Raw genomic sequence first — 18,950 nt, forward strand, 5'->3', positions numbered from 1 at the left:
GCTATTTTTTCGTAACCTTTTCTTTACTGAGCACAATTTTCTGATCTTTATAAAGCGCACCAAGCGCTTTTTTGTAAGTGGCTTTACTTACTTTAAAAACAGCATAGATCGCTTCGGGAGAGGCTTTATCCGTTAAGGCCATCTCACCCCCTTGCGCCTCTAAGTAGTCCATAATATCGTCTAAGATGTTACGGACTTTCTTATAACCAACTTCTTGCAAGCTCAAGTCAATCTTTCCGTCTTCACGAACACGCTTAATAAAAGCGGTGGTTTTCTCACCTTTACGTAATTGACGAAAGGCATCTTGAAAAAACAAGACCCCCCAGAAACGATTATCAATAATGCACTTAAAACCAATATTGGTTTTATCCCCAATGATAATAGATACCTGATCGCCCGTACGATAAGGCGCCTCTTCACGATTCAGCAAAGCATCAACCTTGGTCGTCGCGACAATGCGATTAGTCAGTTGATCTAGATAGACAAACAGGAGGTGTGTTTCGCCTTCTTCCACTCGATTTTTTTGCTGACTAAATGGCACCAACAAATCTTTTGGCAGCCCCCAATCAAAGAAAGCACCGACTTGATTGACTGCAACACAGGTTAGCGCCGCAAATTCCCCCACTTGCACTTTAGGTGTTTCAGTCGTGGCGATAAGCTCATCGTCAGAATCTAGATAAACCAACACCTCAACTTCTTCACCCACTTTCAACCCTTTAGGAATATAGCGCTTGGGTAATAAGATTTCCCCCAACTGATCGGCGTCTAAATACATTCCAAACTCTTTCTCTTTGACTACTTTTAACGTATTTAAACGCCCTACTTGTGTCGTCATATTTTTTCCTATTATTCATTTTGCACGCTACCATTAATTACCCATGAAAAAGGCAGCGCTAATCGCTTGTTTTCATACAAGCGGATAAAATAGCTTCCAGCTTGTCTTTGCCAAGCTCATCCATCTTTTCTATATTCTGTTCTGGAATGACATCCGTATCCCCATAAAAACCGATGGCCTTATCAACGCTTGCTTCTCGCAACAAATGCAGCATTGGATAAGGTGAGCGGTTAGTATAATTCGACACATCATTGGGTTCTGTGCCAGAAAAACAATAATCAGGATGAAAAGTGGCCAATTGATACACCCCTTCACATTCTTGCTCAAACATCAGGTTTTCTGCCAGATCAACAAAGTCCAGATAACGGTAAAAATCACTAAACAGCGTCGGAAACACCAATAAAGTCGTTTCCGTTTCAGGGTGCTCATCCAACCATTGCACTTCAGCCATTAACTCCTCAAGAGCCACTTGCGTCTTTTTGGAACGAAGTACCACAAAACGAACCGACTCACGCTCCACTTCTCGTTTAGCGAAAGGGCAAATATTCAAGTCAACGATGAAATTTTTTACCCATTTCATGGTCTGGGTTGTGACCAATTCATCAGACAGCTGCATACCACTCTTATTTCTTGCTAATGTTTTCTCCATTCTAGAGCAAACGCCCCAGAGGGTATAGATAATCCCAGCATGTTTCGATTTCGAAAGCCCATAAAACAAGGTATGATTGACTAATTGTGCGCAAATAGAATGAATGGCGTACCTTTTTTCCTCGCAACAGAGAGTTTACATGTCATTTGCTGAATTAGATCTTGATTTCACCATAGAGCAAGCCATTAGCGACTTGGGGTTTGAGTCCCCTACACCGATACAAGAACAAGCCATACCCATTGCGTTAGATGGATCCGATCTATTGGCAACGGCACCAACAGGAACAGGGAAAACTATTGCATTTTGTGCTCCTGCCATTCAACACATTCTTGACCGTGATGAACAGTCAACCACTGCGCCAAAAGTGTTGATTCTCGCGCCTAGCCGAGAATTGGCACGGCAGATTTTTAATGTTGTGCAACAACTAACACAACACACTCGCATTGCCTCTCAATTGATTATTGGCGGCACGCCTTACGGCATGCAGCAGCAGCAACTAAGTGAACCTTGCGACATTTTAGTGGCAACCCCAGGTCGACTGGTTGAATTAGACGAAAAGCAGTGGCTTGATTTAAGCGATGTCTCTTATTTTGTCATCGATGAAGCTGATCGAATGTTAGATATGGGCTTTGTTGATGCCATTAACCGCATTGCGAAAGAGTTACCAAAAGAACACCAGACCCTAATGTTTTCCGCCACATTAGAAGGTGAAAAAATGGGACGCTTTGCCAGCGCCCTACTCGACGACGATACCCAACAATTGCGCCTGGGTGAGTCCGCTCGCACTGTGCCAACACAAATTCGCCAAATTGCTTACCGTGTCGATGACGACGCCCATAAAGAAGCCGTTTTAAAACACCTATTAACTCAAGAACGTGTCAAACAAGCGGTTGTCTTTGTCGCCAATCGTGAACACGTGGATGTATGGGTACAACGTATTCGCAACATGGGGCTCATGTGCGATGGCTTACATGGAGAAATGAAACAAGGGGATCGCAGCGAACACTTAAAACAAATGAAACGTGGCCGATTACAGGTTCTGGTCGCAACGGATGTGGCCTCACGAGGCATCGATCTTCCCGAAATCAACACCGTTATTAACTTAAGGCTGGCGCGTAAAGCAGACTCCTACATTCATCGTGCTGGCCGTGCTTCACGAGAAGGCGCCCCAGGGGAATGCTACTCCCTGATTGACATCAACGACCTGCCGATGATTGAAAAAATTCAGCGATTTATGCAAGCCAATATCAAATTCGGCCGCATTGAAGGTTTAGAACCCAAAACTAAAACACGCTCACCAAGCAATAAGCCAAAGAAAAAGAAAAAAACAACCACTACTAAAAAGTAATACACCAAATCTAAGAGACACTCAAACTTTCAAACGTAGTATCGATATGGATATGACTAGGCGGAATACCCGCCTAGCTCATTGAAACGCCAACAATGGTCTTTATAACTTCACTAAAACTAATAAAACAAAGAGTCATCAGTCAAACTTAAGCGTATGATGCTTGCGCTTGGCTTTTGTCTCTAAATATTGTCGGTTATGCTGATTCATATGCACTTTTGTCGGAACCAACTCCACCACATCAATACCGTGCTCTATCAATTGCTTTGCTTTATCTGGATTATTCGTTAATAAACGCAATTTGGTTACACCAACGGCTTTAAGCATTTCAGCGGCGACACCGAAATCTCGACCATCCTCAGGTAAATGAAGCATTTCATTAGCCTGATAGGTATCATAACCTTGATCCTGCAATGCATACGCATCAAGCTTTGAGTACAGCCCAATACCACGCCCTTCTTGGCGTAAATATAAAATGTACCCTCCTTCTTGATTGATGCGATCAATGGCTTCATCAAGTTGCTCACCACAATCACAACGACCCGACCCAAATACATCTCCCGTTAAACACTCGGAATGCAAGCGCACTAACGGAATGTCGTTCTTCTCACTGCTTTTTCCTTCAAAGAAAATCCCTATATGTTCTTTACCAGAATCATCACCATCAAATGAGATGAACTCAGCCATCACATCACCTGCACGGACAGGAATGACAACTCGCCGCTTCTCCGTCAATTTACTCATAATCTTTCTCTACTAGGGATTTTTAACTTTGCCAATTATAACGTCCATTAATTTGGTCAAAAGCATAAATATCAACACTAAATGAGGAAATACCCTGCTAAATGATATGATTCAATGGCAGGGCCGTGCTCTCTTTTACGCTACGCAATAGAAAACTTGACTGTACACCCGTCACTCCTGGAATGCGCGTGAGCTTGCCCAATAAAAAATCATGGTATTTTTCCATGTCTTCCACGACGACTTCTAACAAGTAATCACAATTTTGCCCAGTCACCAAATTGCAATTTTTTACTTCCGGAAAGAGATCTACCTGTTCCTCAAACACACTAAATCGATCTGGCGTATGTCGATCCATACTAATTTGCAAAAAAGCCGTTAATTTTAACCCTAAACTGGATCGCTTTAATAAAGTCACTTTGCGGTCGATAACACCACTCTCTTCAAGCGCCTTTACGCGTCGCAAACAAGGTGAAGCTGACAAGCCAACACGATCGGCTAACTCTTGATTGGTTAAGCTAGAATCTTGCTGCAACTCTCGCAAAATACTCAAATCAATTTTATCAAATCGCATCTTACACCCACCTTTTGCTTCGTTTTCGGAAAATTTAGCAATATAATGCCAAAATTATTGTTTTTTCTAGTGAAAAACGCAATCTTTTACTCAAGTTTTTTCGCTATGATAGTCATACTGAAAAAACAAATATGCACACAACAAAACAAGCGCCTATACAAGACGCATTAATAAACGAGGTTTATCGACCTCCCATTTATAAGGACAAGATCATGTCGTCTTTTGACCATACAACGTTTAATCACAGAAAATACAAACCGTTTACGCCGGTTGCCATTGAAAACCGCACTTGGCCAGATAAAGTCATTACCAAGGCGCCGATTTGGTCAAGCGTAGACCTGCGTGATGGCAACCAAGCGTTGGTTGAACCTATGACAGTGGAACAAAAGAAACAGTTCTTTGCCCTGCTTGTTGATGTGGGCTTTAAAGAAATAGAAGTGGGCTTTCCGGCGGCGTCTCAGCTGGATTTTGACTTCGTTCGTTGGTTAATCGAAGAAGATCAAGTGCCTGACGATGTCTACATTCAAGTGCTAACGCAAGCGCGTCCTGAGCTAATTGCTCGCACCTATGAGTCACTAAAAGGGGCCAAAAAAGCCATCGTCCATGTGTACAACTCAACGTCCACAACACAACGCGAACAAGTATTCCGCTTGGATAAGGAAGGCATCAAACAAATCGCCGTTAATGGAGCGAAATGCGTTAAGGAACACGCCGAAAAATACCCTGAAACAGAGTGGGTATTTCAATATTCTCCTGAGAGTTTCACAGGAACAGAAATTGACTATGCGGTAGAAGTCGTTGATGCGGTTACCGAGGTATGGCAACCCACGCCAGAGCGTAAAATTATCATCAACCTTCCTGCGACAGTAGAGGTATCCACACCAAATCGTTACGCCGATCAAATTGAATACTTCTGTCGTCACGTGAAAAAACGTGACTGCATGATCGTTAGTCTACACACACACAATGACCGAGGCTGTGGTGTGGCCGCTGCAGAGCTTGGCGTGATGGCCGGGGCAGACCGCATCGAGGGAACCTTATTAGGCAATGGCGAGCGCACAGGCAATATGGATATCGTCACCATGGCAATGAACATCTATAGCCAAGGGGTTGACCCTGAGTTAGCACTTGGCGACATGGATCGCATCATTAGTGTAGTTCAAGCATGTACCTTGCTACAGGTTCACCCTCGTCACCCTTACGCAGGTGAATTAGTGTTTACCGCGTTTTCCGGCTCTCACCAAGATGCCATCAAAAAATGCTTGGCGAATCAGACTGATGACAAACCTTGGGATGTGGCTTATTTACCCATTGATCCACGCGATGTGGGCCGTAGCTATCAAGAAGTTATTCGTGTTAACAGCCAATCAGGTAAAGGTGGTGTGGCTTATACCTTAGAGCAAGAATATGGTCTAGCTTTGCCGCGCTGGTTACAGGTAGAGTTCAGCCCAATTATTCAACAATATGCAGAACAAGATGGCGGCGTAGTAGACGCAGAATCCATGAAAGACTTGTTCGAAACACATTTTATGACAGGAACAACGCCATATAAGCTAGGCAAGTATGATCATAGCAAAGACGAAGTAGACACCATTCATGCCGAACTTATCGGTGCTGGTAGCAAGATAAACATTTCAGGAAAAGGCAATGGTGCGTTATCGGCCTTTGCTGAAGCCCTAGGCAAACACTTTAATGTTCGAGTCGATATTATCCAATATCAAGAGCATGCCTTAACAGTGGGCAGTGATTCGCAAGCCATTGCCTATGTTCAAACCAACATTGATGGTGATCGCTTTAATGGGGTTGCCATCGACAACGACATTGTATCCGCTTCTATCCAAGCATTACTTGCAACAGTCAACCAAAAGTCGACTCAAAGCAAACAAGAAGCCGTGGCTTAACTTATCCAGTTAACCCTTTCTTCTTTGATAAAAAAACCGAAAGTCACTCCCGCGACTTTCGGTTTTTTTATTCCCTTGGACTTTGGACACCGCTCGTCAGCGATCTGACGCTTGTGTTGCCAACCTAGCATCAAGCGCAATCAACCTTCGTCGCATAGCGGCAATACGTTGCATGGTAAGCGTTTTGGCCAATAAAACTTTCTGTTGAACCGGTTTGATTAGGTAATCATCCCCCCCTACTGAAATGCTTTTTTCCACATCTTCCATTTCAGCACTTGCACTCAGGAAAATGACTGGCACCCACTCCAACTCTCGCTCTTGCTCTTGCTCAATTTGGCGAATTTCTTTCACCGCCTCAAAGCCGTTTAATTGCGGCATCTGAGCGTCTATTAATATCAAATCAATATCATTTTCATGGAGAATATATTGTTCTATCGCTTCAATACCATTTGAGGCTTCAATAATATGATGGCCCAATTTAGACAAGTGTAGCTTGAGCAACAATCGATCCGTATTGGTATCATCTGCAATCAATACTTTCATTACACACTAACCAGATGTTTTAACTCAGAACAAAACGCACTGTACTCTTCTACTATAAGATCAATTAGCTCGACAATATTATCTTCCACTCCTCGCTTCGAATCTGCCTCTAAACGAGCCGCCAAGCTTGACAAGCGCTTAGCCCCCACATTCATCGCAATGGATTTCATACTATGACTGGCAGAATGCAGAGCATTTAAATCCGGAGAAAGACGATGGCGTTTTAATAGATTAATAATGGAAAGAGAGTCTTCATAGAAGGTATCAATAAGTATTTGCAAATCCTCCCCCAAAAGGCTTTTTAGCTCCATTAGCATATTTATGTCAATACACGGCACTGAGACTAAGTGGTCGAGCTGTTCCGTCTCGGACCTCACCCTTGCATTCGATGAAGTCTTAAGTAATAAATGCTTTATCAAAACAACTTCTAGATCAGCTTGTTTAAACGGCTTCGCAATGAAACCATCGCCGCCAGCTTGATAGACTTCACTAGATCTTTCCACCATCGCATCTGCCGTTAAAGCGTATATAGGGACACGTTTAGACACCCGCCCCTTTTCAGCCTGGCGAATTGCTCGCATAGCAGAAAAACCATCCATCACCGGCATATGTAAATCCATCAAAATTAAGTCTGGACGTTCAGAGTGCCATTTTGCAACACCCACTTCCCCATTTTCAGCCTCGATGATCTCGACACCCAACTTCTTGAGCATACCTCGAGCAACGACTCTATTGGCGGCCATATCCTCTACCACCAATACTCGGCCAATATATTGCTTTGTAACAGTCGGCAGCGGATCCTTACTGCTTGTCACGTCCCAATAGGAAAATTGTTTACCCAAAACGGTACTGTTCAGCGCCAAGGTAAGTCCTTCACATAATACTCTCACGTTAAGTGGTTTTGTTAAGCACACATTCACGCCAGCCTCAGTCAATTCATTCTGACTGAGGCGACCTGCTGATGTAGACATTAATATCACCGGGGAATGCATTTGCTTACTGTGCTCGCGAATCAAACGGCATAAATCCAATCCATCCAAATCTGGCATTTGATAATCCAAAATGATGGCGTCGTAAGGGCGCTGACTACGATAAGCATCGAACCATTTATCAAACGCCAAGTTAGCATTGCGCTCCGCATCACATGCCATGCCTAACTCTCTTAACTGATTAGATAGAATCGCCAAATTTGACACATTGTCGTCAACAAGCAATATTTTACTCCGCCCCACCAAAGACAAAGGGAGCACTGTCTCTTCCGCTTTATGAATCGCGTAACTTTCCACCAAAGGCACATGTACCACAAAAGTAGAACCAACTCCTTCTTTACTTTCCAGCTCTATCGAGCCATCCATTAACTCAACCAATTGTTTTGTGATTGCCAACCCTAATCCGGTCCCACCAAAACGGCGCGTGGTTGAGGTGTCCGCTTGAGTAAACGCCTTAAATAGAGACGCTTGAGCCCCATCAGGAATGCCAATCCCCGTATCTTGCACTTCAATAGAGACATTCACATTACCCTGTTGATTTGACTCACATGAAACGCGCACCACTACCTGACCTTCATGAGTGAATTTCACGGCATTACTAATCAAGTTAACCAGAATTTGACGCATGCGAAATGAGTCACCAATAAAATGCTTTGGCATCTGTACAGGATACTCAACCAGAAGATCAACCCCCTTTTCTTCCGCTTTGATCAACAGCAAGCTAATGACAGAAAAAATTTTCTTTTCTAAGTCAAATTCCACTTTCTCCATGGTCAACTGACCGGACTCTATTTTAGAGAAATCCAATATGTCATTGATAAGCCTTAGCAAGCTTTCTCCAGACTCCCGAAGAATATCCACTTGCATTCGCTGCTCATCCGTCAGATAGGAAGATTGCAACAACTCAGTCACCCCAAGAATGCCATTTAAAGGGGTCCTGATCTCATGACTCATTGTCGCAAGAAAATCACTTTTTGCCTGATTCGCCATTTGCGCTTGATGGCTGGCTTTCTTTAATACCTCTTCCGCCTCTTTGCGAGAGGTAATATCAAAGTTCACGCCAGTAATACGAGAAACAATGCCTTTTTTATCGTATTCAATTATGCCTGTTGCCTTTATATAGCGAATTTGACCATCAAGCCGAATAATACGAAAGTCCGTATCTAAATTTTCTTTTTTTCGATAGGACTCACCAAGTGAATGGTAAAGTAACGGTGCATCATCTGGGTGCATCAAATTCAGCCAACCCAAAAAGGGGTCAATATCATCACCTTTATTAAAGCCAAATATTTTCAACATCCAATCATCCCAGATGACTTCATTGGTGCGTGTGTCCCAGGACCAGACGCCGATGCCAGCAGAATTAGCCGCCAGAGAAAAACGCTGATTCACTGTCAACACTTCATTCTCAGACTTAATTCTTTCCGTAATATCATTGATATGAACAATGTAGCCATTTAAACTACCATCTGTCTTTTTAAGAGAACTACCAAAGGTTTCAGAGGCAAAAATACGGCCATATTTGTCTTTATAATCCACATAAATTTTAGGCCGTTCAGCCTTTTTTTTATAGAATTGGCCAAGCCAAATAAAATCCTCTTCCTTCGCATAAAGCTGGCGCGTTGAACAGCCAATAATCTCCTCTTCCAAATAGCCAAACAGCCTAGAAAAAGCAGGGTTTATCATCCGAATGGTTCTTGTATTATCATAGAAAGCAATCGCTGTAGGAGCATCCATAAACAAAGATTCGAAAATTAGCTTCTGTTCTAAAATAACGGTTTCCGACTCTATTTGTTTTGTCTTATCCTGAAAAGTAATCACCGCCCCACCAACTTCATGATCATTTCTTTTTAAAGAAACACAACTGAACTCGACAGCAAAAGGCCCCTGCTTCCCCCAAATAAATTCATTGTCTGAATGGGAGCTTACCCCTGTTTCTAACGTATTTCGGACGGAACAATTTTCTACTAAATTGGGCGTCCCATCGGGAGCGGTATGATGTAAAAAGGCATGGTGGTGTTGACCCAACAACTCATGTTGACTGTACTGAGTTAAGCGACAGGCTGCTGAATTGGCAAAAGAGATATTACCATCAGAGTCTAAGCCCAGCACCCCTTCCTGGAGAGAATCCAATAATAGGCGATTGCGATATTCTGACTCTTTTAGGCTTTCAAGCGCTCGGTTTCTGTAGATCTCATAGCCTATCCATTGTCCTAATAATTTGATCAGTTCGATCTCATCCTCTTCGTAAGGTACATCTTTAGGATAAGTGCTAGAAAAATTTAACGTTCCCCATACCTCACCACCAACCCTAATAACAATACCTATGTAGGCTTCTAAAACGAAATATTGATAATAAGAAGGCGGTTTAATGTGTTTTTTATTATTATGAAAATATGTTGGCTCCTCACTATTAAGCGCATATACACAGTAGGTTTCTTGCAAATCAAACACCATGCCAGCCGACAGTTTATTATTAGGAGATTGGCAATACTGTATCGTGTACTTTCCCCCTTCAACATGGCTCACAACACCAAGGGGCAAAGCATATTGTTCGCACCCTATCTCCAACATTTTCTGTATTTTTTCATCCGTAGACAACGACTCATTATTCGTAACACTGTGCAGCGCTCTTAACGTCGTCTGTGTACGCCTTAATACTGTAATATTTTGAGAGAATAAATAAAAACCATCCTGTTTATTTTTTATATAGCGAGGCACTATTTTAACTTTAATAGTGACCTTTTCTTTATTAAAACCATGATAGGAACTATATTCAAAATTCGATTCATTACCCGCCAAGGCATCCGATACTATCCCTTCAATAAACTGGTAACAACCCTCCCCCATCAACTCTTTAACAGTTAGACCGACAACATCAAAACTTCGTTTTTTTAAAACTCTTTCATGGGCTTTGTTAGCATATACACACTTTAGATCGTTATCATAAGCGGCGAGAAAGTCAGGAGACATATTGCATAAAGTGATATAGTCATGCTCATTATGAGCCAGAGAAATAGCGCCTTGATCTCTCTTATTGAACGAAGAAGTCGGTTTGCCGACAGTTTGATTGTTCAGTAGGCCCGTAAAAATACTCACAATGGAGGAAAGTGAATCGAAAAATGCTTGATCGAATGATAAAGAAGTATCCAGACTCACAATACACAATAGGAAACTTGTCTGATTGCCTAAACAAACCCGCTCTATTAACACAGAGCCTTGAGTTAAAAACTGTATTAACGATGCATGCTGTAGAAAACCAGGCAAATCCTCTATGTCGACGATTTTTTCGATGGCTAAACGATCCACCGTGAAATGATGACGAATTGGCTGGGCGAGCGACAAAAAATGCTCTTTATTTTGCTCACTAGACAGTAAGCAATCATCCTGAAAAATTAACCCAGTATAAGAGCAAGCAAACAGCCTATCGACAACAGAAAGAGTCGCAATTAACGACTGTTTGGCACTGTCTATTTGCTGTAAAGCAGTCAAAGAACCTAACATAAATAAAAATACCTTTTCATAATGTAGCTTTACAGCAAATCAGTATAAGGTGAGCTTATTGCTCCTTAACAACCCACTCCCTAGGGCAGCAGCTTATCCAACAAGGCACAATCCCCCATCTTGTCACGATTCGCTTTCACTTTTTCTAAAATTTTCTGAGCAACTTCTTTTTGTCTTTCAGATACATATTTAGAACTCACCGTGTCATAGATACCTTGCAAGTATAGATTTAATTTCGGAGTGCAGTCATCTTTCGTAGCAAACACACTAGAAGAGGAAAAAACAAGGGCGGAGGTCATTACAATAAGGGGTAATTTCAAAGACATAATTCCTGCTTAGTCAAAGAGAATGTGATAAGTCAAAATTAGACCATACCCCCTCTATAAATAAAACACATGCCTCTTTATTACTCTCTTATATAGGATAGCTAGCCTTCTACTATGGCCCACTTGTTACCACTCTTTCTTCTTTACTGGTTGTGCACAGCAATATTTCAGAAGACCTTATGATGTCAACCAAAACAGTTAACACATTGAAAGTTAATAAAATTTCACAATTGATTATAACGCTCACTTGGTGCAAGAGAACTCATAAATGAACCATTTAGGTGCACACATTTTCTTCATTAAAAATCCATTGTAATCAAAAAAAAATCATGTAAGATTCGCATTTTAGTCATAATACTGACTAATTGGTCACATTTTAAACACTGCTCACTATTGCACCCATGGAGACGCTAATGCGTAAATTACTTTTAGGACTAGGGTTAGCTGCCGCAGCTACGACAACTCTTGCCGCTGATTACTCTGATAATATTCATAAAAATGACTACTCTTGGAAGCAGTTCAACCTGATGTATGCGTCAAAAGAGTTACCAGGCAAAAACAGCCATGACTATATGGAAATGGAATTTGGTGGACGTTCAGGCATTGTTGATCTTTACGGGTACATTGATGTATTCAACCTGACTAACAGCACAAGCAGCGACAAATACGGTCAAGATAAACTCTTCTTGAAAATTGCACCGCGTTTCTCTTTGGATGCAATTACTGGCAAAGACCTGTCTTTTGGTCCTGTGAAAGAGCTTTACATTGCAACACTATTCAGTATGGATGGTGGTTCTGGTAAATATGCAGTAAATAACAACTTCATTGGTTTAGGCTCCGATATCGAAATCCCTTGGCTAGGTAAGACTGGGGTAAATCTATACGCTCTTTACGATAGCACAGACCATCGCCAAGATTGGAATGGTTACCAATTATCCGCAAACTGGTTCAAACCCTTCATGACGTTTGATAATGGCTCTTTTATCGCCTACCAAGGTTACTTTGATTACCAATTCGGCATGAAAACAGACAAAGGCTATGCAACCTCAAGTACAGGGTTTGATAACTTCAACGGTATTTACTGGCATTCTAAGCGTTATGCAGTAGGTTACGGTTTGAAATACTTCAATAACGTATACGGCATTAAAAACTCTGATGCCCTTAAGTCTACCGGATTTGGTCAATATATCGACGTATCTTATAAATTCTAAGACGCCGTTTTATTCGTTTATACATAAAAATCCCCGCACGAGACGGGGATTTTTTTGCAACGAAGTCAGCCCATTCACTAAGACAAGTCAATTACCTGATCACAAGTGTGTCGAATCATATCAGGATCATGACTCACTAATAGCACACTACAGTCTTGCTCCCTTGCTAATTCCACCAACAACATGGTCACTTCTTTTGCTGTGATCGGATCCAATCGTGACGTTGGCTCATCCGCAAATAAAAAGACAGGGTCTAGCAACAAAGCTCGAAGAATCGCAAAGCGCTGCAATTCTCCTCCAGACACCTCAAGACAAGTCCGCTCTAATATTTCTTGCGACAGGCTCAATCGAGTCATAAGCGGTCTAATTCGCGCTTGATCTACCCCATGCAAACTAACTAAGTCATCTAATAACGTCGCCAGCGAAACACTCCCAGTAAAGGCTGACGGAGGATCTTGATACAACTTCAGCCATTGATGTGGTTTTGCTTTTTTGTCAAAACGCTCAATAGATCCAGCCTCTAATGGCAGCAGCCCAAGCAACGCATCACCTAATGAGCTCTTACCGCAGCCACTATCACCTACCACGCCCACCACTTCGCCTTTTGCGATAGTAAACGACAAATCCTCAATAATCGTTTTACCGCCACGTACTAGGCGAAGCGCCTCTGTCTGCATTATCCTATCGGACTTAGCAAAATAGCTCGGGTCACGATCTACTATAGGCCACTCACTCGGCTGAGCCTGCAATAATAATTTAGTGTATTCAGCTTGTGGATTAGAAAGCACCTGCTCGACTGTACCCGACTCCACCAGTTGCCCTTCTTTGATCACCATGATGTCGCCACCCAGTTGTTTAGCAACATGAACATCATGGGTAATGGTTAATAAACCGCCCCCTTGTGATTTATCCTGTAGAAGACGAATGACCTCTTCCCGGCGACTAACGTCCAACCCTTTCGTCGGTTCGTCAGCTAGGATCAATGAAGCACCACCCGCTGTCGCGGCAACAATCGCTAGGCGCTGGGCCATACCACCCGATAATTCACCTGGCAGCTTATCCGCGCTCTTGTCCAAACCAAGAGACGTCAATGCTTTCATTGCACTACTGTTTGCGGTGTGTTCTGTTTGGCCCACAACCCATTGATATACATCACGGACCTGTCTCAGACTAGTCATTAATGGATCAAGGGCATGCCATGGTTCTTGGGGCAACATCACTAATTCTTTTCCCCACATAGCACGGCATTCTTGCTTCGTCAGGGCCTTTGCAAAAATACTCACCTTACCTTTAATTGTGAGTGAATCCGGCAAAAGCCCCATGATCGCCTGAGCCAACAAACTTTTTCCGGAGCCAGTTTGGCCAAGGATTGTCAAAGGGCGATCTTGATGTAAGTTAAAAGTTAACGGAGAGACTAAACAACTCGCCTTTGAGTAGACACTTAGTTGATCCACTGAAATAAGAGGATTCATGATGATTTCCTTCCTAGTAAATGAAAACCCAGCACCAACAAAGCGATAGCAATAAGCGGTTCAGCGAGCAGCCATGGCGCATCAGAGTAATAAGGAAACAACTCCACCATCATCAATCCCAACTCCGCTAAAGGCGGCTGCATACCAACATACACAAAACCCAGAGACGCCATGGTTAAAATGGCCGTGGCACAACCAAAGGTCGCTAGCGTGAATACAGAAGGGGCGATAGCAGGCCAAATGTGTCGTTTAAACAGATACCAACGACCAAAGCCCATCATCTGAGAAGATTGCATCGCAGGGGAATCTACTGTCGTTTTCGTAATGGCTCGCACAACACGAAAATACTCAACCCATTGCACCAGTGAAATAGCCAAATACAAAACAAAAAACGACCCTGGAACAATAGCAGCAAGCAGCAAGACAATCACAAGCCCTGGCAAAGCCAGTATAATATTCACAAAAACATTGAGCACCGCATCAACTTTTTTCCCCGACCAAGCAGCCCACACACCAAGAGATACGCCAATGATCGAAGACGTTGCAACACACAACACCCCTAGCATAAAGGATAAACGAATCGCATCCGCCATTCGCGCTACCATACTGCGACCAAAGTGATCCGTTCCTAACCAATGAGTCTCGCTAGGAGGCGCTAGAATGGCATCTAAATCCTGATAAGCACCATCGTTGGGGGCTAGAGCGTTCCCGAATAGTGCAAAAGCTAACAACACAAGCAAGAGAAGAGCGCCACATTTTTGGCCTAATGTTGCATGTTTTAACAATGACACCATCATGCTTGCTCCCTCGCTCGTGGATCTAATCGATAACAAATAAGATCAACAAAGGTATTCAACACCACAAACAAAATCCCCATTAACAAGGCGGCACCTTGAATTACCGGAATATCACGGGCAAAAATTGCATGCGCCAAACCGTGACCAATTCCGGGCCAAGAAAACAAGGATTCAATCATCACAATCCCTTCGATCATCCCCACCAGCTGGATGCCTAAAAAGGCCACCACAGGTAAGGCAATATGACGCGCACCATGACGCAAAAAAGTCCGGCCTGACGACAAACCTTTGATCTGAGCAAAACGATAAAAAGGCGCGTAAAAAGCCTTAATGGCTGCGTTTCTCACGACACGATTAGAAATAGCGGCCAAGGTAAAAGCCAGGCTTAGCGCAGGCAATACGATATGTTCTGGCGAGCCAAACCCTGCCACAGGCAACCAATTCCAATGAATAGAAAACACCAGAATAAAAATTAACCCCACCACAAACACTGGCATAGCCCTTATTGTCGTCGAAAATACCACGATACCCTGATCGACCTTTTTACCAAAAGTCGCACCCAATAAACCTAAGGGAATGGCAATAAAGAAGGATAAGAACAGTGCCACTGAGGCCAACAGCAAAGAGTGTCCTAGCATATGCTGTAATATTTGCCACACTGGCTCATCACTGACTAAAGAGCGCCCTAAGTTACCTTGCAGCAATTCTTTCAGCCAAGAAAAATACGCAACAACGGCTCCTTGATCCAAATTCAGTTCCTGACGAACCAAATCCGCAGCGTCACTGCTCACATTATCTTGTCCATAACGACTAGCGGCGATCCGGTAGGCCATGTCGCCCGGCAAAGCTCGCATCAAGATAAAAGTCAGCGTTCCTACCCCCCAAATCACGGACAATAATTGAAACAGCCGAGGAAAGAATATTTTTTTCATCGTGCGACAAACACCATGTCATTTAGATAAAAAGTACGCTCGAAAGGATCAAAGTGAAAACCTTTTACCCGATTATTTACCGCAGTATGTTGCTTATAAAATGCCACAGGAATCACTGGCCGATCTTGGTAAATGACCTGGGCAACATGCTGCGCTAATTGGCGGCGAATTTTCTTATCCGTTACAGATTGCAATGTTGCAAGGTCTCGATCAACCGATTCGTCATTCCAATTCATCGCGCCCCAATCGCCGCCAGTGCGGCCATAATCACTTAACATCACCCCTAACGGATCGGGAACAAAACCATAGTTACGCGCCATCAAGGCGACTTGCAAAGATCCATCTTGATGACCAGCAGGGATCGCACTTGAGTTACTCATATTCACCTTTAACTTCACGCCAATTTTCGCCCACTGAGCTTGGAGGGCAGTGGCAACAGTGATCAATTCTGGGCGATCCGCATAAGTAATTAACGTCAACTCAAAAGGCTTACCATTACGCTCTAAAACACCATCTTTATTCAGATGCCAACCTAATGACGCCAACAACGCTTGCGCTTTCACTAATGGCTGCTCAGGTGATTTGATATTGGGCAAATGCCAGTCGGCAAATGAAGCGGGTAATAACTGTTCGGTTTGTGATCCAGGAGAGCGAAGCACTGCATTCGCAATGCCGCGACGATTGATCGCCAAACTCAGAGCTTGTCGAGCACGGACATCATTAAGATATGGGTAGCCACTATTTAGCTTTAAAACAATAGTCCGTGGCAGAGCATCATCAAATACAGACACGTTAGGAAGACGCTGCAACATAGGAATGCTTGCCGGATCGACACCAAACACAATGTCTGCCTGACCACTTCGTGCTTGCAGCACACGGCTTTCTGCGCGATGCCCCGTCAAATAGCTCGCAAAAGGAATGCTCGCCTTCTTCCCCCAATAACCAGCAAACTGTTTTACCACCAGCTTATGGGGCGGCGCGTATTGGAAAAGCTCATAAGGCCCAGTACCTGACATAGCTAAGACATTACCCTTCCTCCCATAGCTATCTGGCGACAGAATGCTATTAGCGTAATTTGCTAACACAGCCCCTAATAAGGTGTAAGGTCGAGTAAGCTGTATCTCAACTTCGTCCTCGCTCACAGCATGAATGTTACTTATAGGTGCCTTTGCTAGAGTGCCATGCTTACCCATGGCGATCGATAAACTCTTCACAACGGCATTCGCATCTAGAGGTTGCCCGTCATGAAAAACCACCCCCTTTCTTAGCGTAAAACGCCACGCTAGGCCATCATCACTCACCTCCCATTGGGTGGCTAATTCCGGAATCAAATGACCTTGATTATCGACACCTAACAAGGTTTCTAACACTTGCATACGAGTGTAGATGTAACCATTTTTGGAGGGATCTAGACTCGTAAACTCAAATGGACCACTGATGGAAAGAGTATTTTGTGAGGTTGGTGTTGGGTTGTCGGAGGCTACCGCAGAAGCAGTCATTGTGATGAAGAGACTTAACAGTAAAAAGAACCCTGTCGGTCGTCCAAAAAGACGTAGGAAACTTTGCATTATTTATCATCCTTACTATAAAAATAGGTTATTACATCGCCCAGAGCAGGCAATGAGTCCTTTAGAAGCACTTTTAAAAATGTTATGATATATCATAACTAAAATATGCATCAACCATTCAATGCAATCTAATTACACAATATTTATAAAAACTATACTTTAAGAAACGTGTTGTTCATCAAACCGCATGTAAATGATGCATAAAAAGACCCCCAGTCATTGGATCGTCCAACTACTGTGGGTCAACTGGTTTGTTTATTAAGTGAGCTCTATTGAGATATCAGACAAGTGCTAATTTTGCACTTTAAATACACGCTCTCTGATTCGCTCCAAACGTTTTAAAATCGAATCAAGACGATTTGGCTCCATCATAAACTCTTGAAACCCTTTCATACCTTCTCGCGCCATTGCTGGATCGGTATCACGATCATAAAACTGTGAGGTACCAGAAGCCGCTTTGAGCATTTTCACCCCTTCATTTAAGAACACATCATTTGGTGCATGGGCATCTTTATTTGGTGGTATCTGTAACAATGCCGCATTGAGCAATGTCTGAGTACTGGCTCGCGCCATAAACTCTAAGAATTTCTTAGCATCTTTTTTATTTTTGGCTTTTGATGGAATACTAACAATTTCCATTGGCGCTTCTTCCGCATCAGCTATTTTAGGATTAATCGTTGGAAACGGGAAAAAGCCCATTTTACTTTCTAAATCTTTTGGGAAGTTGGGCGTAATAAAATTACCAATCAAATACATCGCTGCTTTACCGTTATACAAGAACGGCTGTGCCTCTTGCCATGAGTAAGAAGCATTATTCTTCAAGAAGTAACCCGGTTTTACTAATTGATCCCAGTACTCAAATACTTTTCTCACGCGCGGATCCGTATAGGCAATTTTGCCATCCATCAAATCCATATGAAATTTCAAGCCATTAATACGCAAATCGAGGTAGTCAAACCACCCTGCTGCAGGCCATAAGTATTTAGTTCCTATGGTAATTGGCGTGATATCATTGGCTTTCAATTTAGCATTGACCGCTAAAAACTCTTTCCAAGTTTTAGGGACTTTTAAGCCCAATTTTGCAAAAATATCTTTTCGATAGTAAATCCCCCATTGATAATAAGAGTAAGGAATACCCCACTGTTTATCATTCAATGTTGATGCGGCGATGGCCGTTGGCATCAATTTTTTTAACCCTTCCTGCTTCCAAATATCACTGACATCTTCAAATAAGCCTCTATCAACAAATCCCTTCATCCGATTCCCTGAGTACCAAAACACCACATCAGGGGGACTGGTCACAAGCCAGTTACGAATAGCGGTTTTATAGCCTTCTTTATCGTAGAGGTTATACTCGACCTTAATATTTGGGTTTTCCGCTTCAAACTTTTGAAGTACCTCTTGAAAGGCTTTTTTTGGCGCAGGATCCGCCTGATCCGAATTAATGACCAAGGTCCCTGCGTAAGATAAAGAAGCCGCGACAGACGCCAAAGCTCCAATACAAAACAAAGGTATTCTTTTCATACAATACATCCTCTTTTTGTTGTTATTGATGGAAAC

Annotated in this window: 15 protein-coding genes; 3 read left to right on the top strand and 12 right to left on the bottom strand. The window is 42.9% G+C overall.

The annotated features are described in order from the left end of the window. Position 1: 1 nt before the first annotated feature. A complete protein-coding gene (locus AC0VYI_RS14295; RefSeq protein ID WP_199474794.1) occupies positions 2-835 on the bottom strand; it encodes a CvfB family protein in 834 nt (277 codons plus the stop codon). A 58-nt stretch (positions 836-893) separates the two neighbouring features. Then, entirely contained in the window at positions 894-1,451 is a 558-nt protein-coding gene (locus tag AC0VYI_RS14300) for a DUF1415 domain-containing protein (RefSeq protein ID WP_475449824.1), read from the bottom strand. A gap of 172 nt (positions 1,452-1,623) precedes the next feature. Here AC0VYI_RS14300 and AC0VYI_RS14305 point away from each other — a divergent pair, with 172 nt between their 5' ends. Beyond that, positions 1,624-2,832, top strand: coding sequence for a DEAD/DEAH box helicase (locus AC0VYI_RS14305; protein ID WP_199474792.1), 1,209 nt, complete (start codon positions 1,624-1,626; stop codon positions 2,830-2,832). Between the two features lie 138 nt (positions 2,833-2,970). Here the strand turns inward: AC0VYI_RS14305 and ribA are convergent, their stop codons facing one another. Together ribA and AC0VYI_RS14315 are read right to left on the bottom strand one after the other, a co-directional pair. Then, positions 2,971-3,576 (bottom strand): GTP cyclohydrolase II, encoded by a 606-nt coding sequence (ribA, locus tag AC0VYI_RS14310; RefSeq protein ID WP_199474791.1) that lies wholly within the window; start codon positions 3,574-3,576, stop codon positions 2,971-2,973. Between the two features lie 97 nt (positions 3,577-3,673). Then, positions 3,674-4,147 carry an Lrp/AsnC family transcriptional regulator gene (locus tag AC0VYI_RS14315; protein ID WP_199474790.1) on the bottom strand — a complete coding sequence of 158 codons (474 nt, stop codon included), beginning with the start codon at positions 4,145-4,147 and terminating at the stop codon, positions 3,674-3,676. A gap of 212 nt (positions 4,148-4,359) precedes the next feature. On the opposite strand from AC0VYI_RS14315, the gene leuA reads away from it, so the two are divergent. Continuing rightward, positions 4,360-6,048: a 2-isopropylmalate synthase gene (gene leuA, locus AC0VYI_RS14320; RefSeq protein ID WP_199474789.1), complete on the top strand. Its 1,689-nt coding sequence runs from the start codon at positions 4,360-4,362 to the stop codon at positions 6,046-6,048. Between the two features lie 96 nt (positions 6,049-6,144). Here the strand turns inward: leuA and AC0VYI_RS14325 are convergent, their stop codons facing one another. The 3 genes from AC0VYI_RS14325 to AC0VYI_RS14335 form a co-directional block, all read right to left on the bottom strand. Next, positions 6,145-6,591 (bottom strand): response regulator, encoded by a 447-nt coding sequence (locus tag AC0VYI_RS14325; protein WP_475443688.1) that lies wholly within the window; start codon positions 6,589-6,591, stop codon positions 6,145-6,147. After that, positions 6,591-11,084, bottom strand: coding sequence for a response regulator (locus tag AC0VYI_RS14330; protein WP_475443689.1), 4,494 nt, complete (start codon positions 11,082-11,084; stop codon positions 6,591-6,593). The genes AC0VYI_RS14325 and AC0VYI_RS14330 overlap by 1 nt, the downstream gene beginning before the upstream one ends. Before the next feature lie 80 nt (positions 11,085-11,164). Next, a complete protein-coding gene (locus AC0VYI_RS14335) occupies positions 11,165-11,410 on the bottom strand; it encodes a hypothetical protein (RefSeq protein WP_475443690.1) in 246 nt (81 codons plus the stop codon). A 413-nt stretch (positions 11,411-11,823) separates the two neighbouring features. On the opposite strand from AC0VYI_RS14335, the gene AC0VYI_RS14340 reads away from it, so the two are divergent. Then, a complete protein-coding gene (locus AC0VYI_RS14340) occupies positions 11,824-12,621 on the top strand; it encodes a nucleoside-specific channel-forming Tsx family protein (protein WP_233407540.1) in 798 nt (265 codons plus the stop codon). A gap of 77 nt (positions 12,622-12,698) precedes the next feature. Here the strand turns inward: AC0VYI_RS14340 and AC0VYI_RS14345 are convergent, their stop codons facing one another. From AC0VYI_RS14345 to AC0VYI_RS14365, 5 genes are all read right to left on the bottom strand, one after another. After that, entirely contained in the window at positions 12,699-14,093 is a 1,395-nt protein-coding gene (locus tag AC0VYI_RS14345) for an ABC transporter ATP-binding protein (protein WP_475443693.1), read from the bottom strand. Next, a complete protein-coding gene (locus AC0VYI_RS14350) occupies positions 14,090-14,890 on the bottom strand; it encodes an ABC transporter permease (protein WP_475443695.1) in 801 nt (266 codons plus the stop codon). The genes AC0VYI_RS14345 and AC0VYI_RS14350 overlap by 4 nt, the downstream gene beginning before the upstream one ends. Continuing rightward, positions 14,887-15,822 (bottom strand): ABC transporter permease, encoded by a 936-nt coding sequence (locus AC0VYI_RS14355; protein ID WP_475443697.1) that lies wholly within the window; start codon positions 15,820-15,822, stop codon positions 14,887-14,889. Before AC0VYI_RS14355 ends, AC0VYI_RS14350 begins: the two co-directional genes overlap by 4 nt. Further along, positions 15,819-17,390, bottom strand: a complete 1,572-nt coding sequence (locus tag AC0VYI_RS14360; RefSeq protein ID WP_475443698.1) for an ABC transporter substrate-binding protein — start codon at positions 17,388-17,390, stop codon at positions 15,819-15,821. Before AC0VYI_RS14360 ends, AC0VYI_RS14355 begins: the two co-directional genes overlap by 4 nt. A 291-nt stretch (positions 17,391-17,681) precedes the next feature. Then, positions 17,682-18,914 carry an ABC transporter substrate-binding protein gene (locus AC0VYI_RS14365; RefSeq protein WP_475443700.1) on the bottom strand — a complete coding sequence of 411 codons (1,233 nt, stop codon included), beginning with the start codon at positions 18,912-18,914 and terminating at the stop codon, positions 17,682-17,684. Positions 18,915-18,950: the final 36 nt, after the last annotated feature.

Source organism: Marinomonas sp. 63XJN7_9_ISO-PGPR-S23-217 (assembly GCF_056173515.1).

Coding starts and splice junctions, on each gene's coding strand:
- AC0VYI_RS14295 (WP_199474794.1), bottom strand. CDS start 835: ATGACGACACAAGTAGGGCGTTTAAATACGTTAAAAGTAGTCAAAGAG.
- AC0VYI_RS14300 (WP_475449824.1), bottom strand. CDS start 1,451: ATGCAGCTGTCTGATGAATTGGTCACAACCCAGACCATGAAATGGGTA.
- AC0VYI_RS14305 (WP_199474792.1), top strand. CDS start 1,624: ATGTCATTTGCTGAATTAGATCTTGATTTCACCATAGAGCAAGCCATT.
- ribA (WP_199474791.1), bottom strand. CDS start 3,576: ATGAGTAAATTGACGGAGAAGCGGCGAGTTGTCATTCCTGTCCGTGCA.
- AC0VYI_RS14315 (WP_199474790.1), bottom strand. CDS start 4,147: ATGCGATTTGATAAAATTGATTTGAGTATTTTGCGAGAGTTGCAGCAA.
- leuA (WP_199474789.1), top strand. CDS start 4,360: ATGTCGTCTTTTGACCATACAACGTTTAATCACAGAAAATACAAACCG.
- AC0VYI_RS14325 (WP_475443688.1), bottom strand. CDS start 6,591: ATGAAAGTATTGATTGCAGATGATACCAATACGGATCGATTGTTGCTC.
- AC0VYI_RS14330 (WP_475443689.1), bottom strand. CDS start 11,084: ATGTTAGGTTCTTTGACTGCTTTACAGCAAATAGACAGTGCCAAACAG.
- AC0VYI_RS14335 (WP_475443690.1), bottom strand. CDS start 11,410: ATGTCTTTGAAATTACCCCTTATTGTAATGACCTCCGCCCTTGTTTTT.
- AC0VYI_RS14340 (WP_233407540.1), top strand. CDS start 11,824: ATGCGTAAATTACTTTTAGGACTAGGGTTAGCTGCCGCAGCTACGACA.
- AC0VYI_RS14345 (WP_475443693.1), bottom strand. CDS start 14,093: ATGAATCCTCTTATTTCAGTGGATCAACTAAGTGTCTACTCAAAGGCG.
- AC0VYI_RS14350 (WP_475443695.1), bottom strand. CDS start 14,890: ATGATGGTGTCATTGTTAAAACATGCAACATTAGGCCAAAAATGTGGC.
- AC0VYI_RS14355 (WP_475443697.1), bottom strand. CDS start 15,822: ATGAAAAAAATATTCTTTCCTCGGCTGTTTCAATTATTGTCCGTGATT.
- AC0VYI_RS14360 (WP_475443698.1), bottom strand. CDS start 17,390: ATGCAAAGTTTCCTACGTCTTTTTGGACGACCGACAGGGTTCTTTTTA.
- AC0VYI_RS14365 (WP_475443700.1), bottom strand. CDS start 18,914: ATGAAAAGAATACCTTTGTTTTGTATTGGAGCTTTGGCGTCTGTCGCG.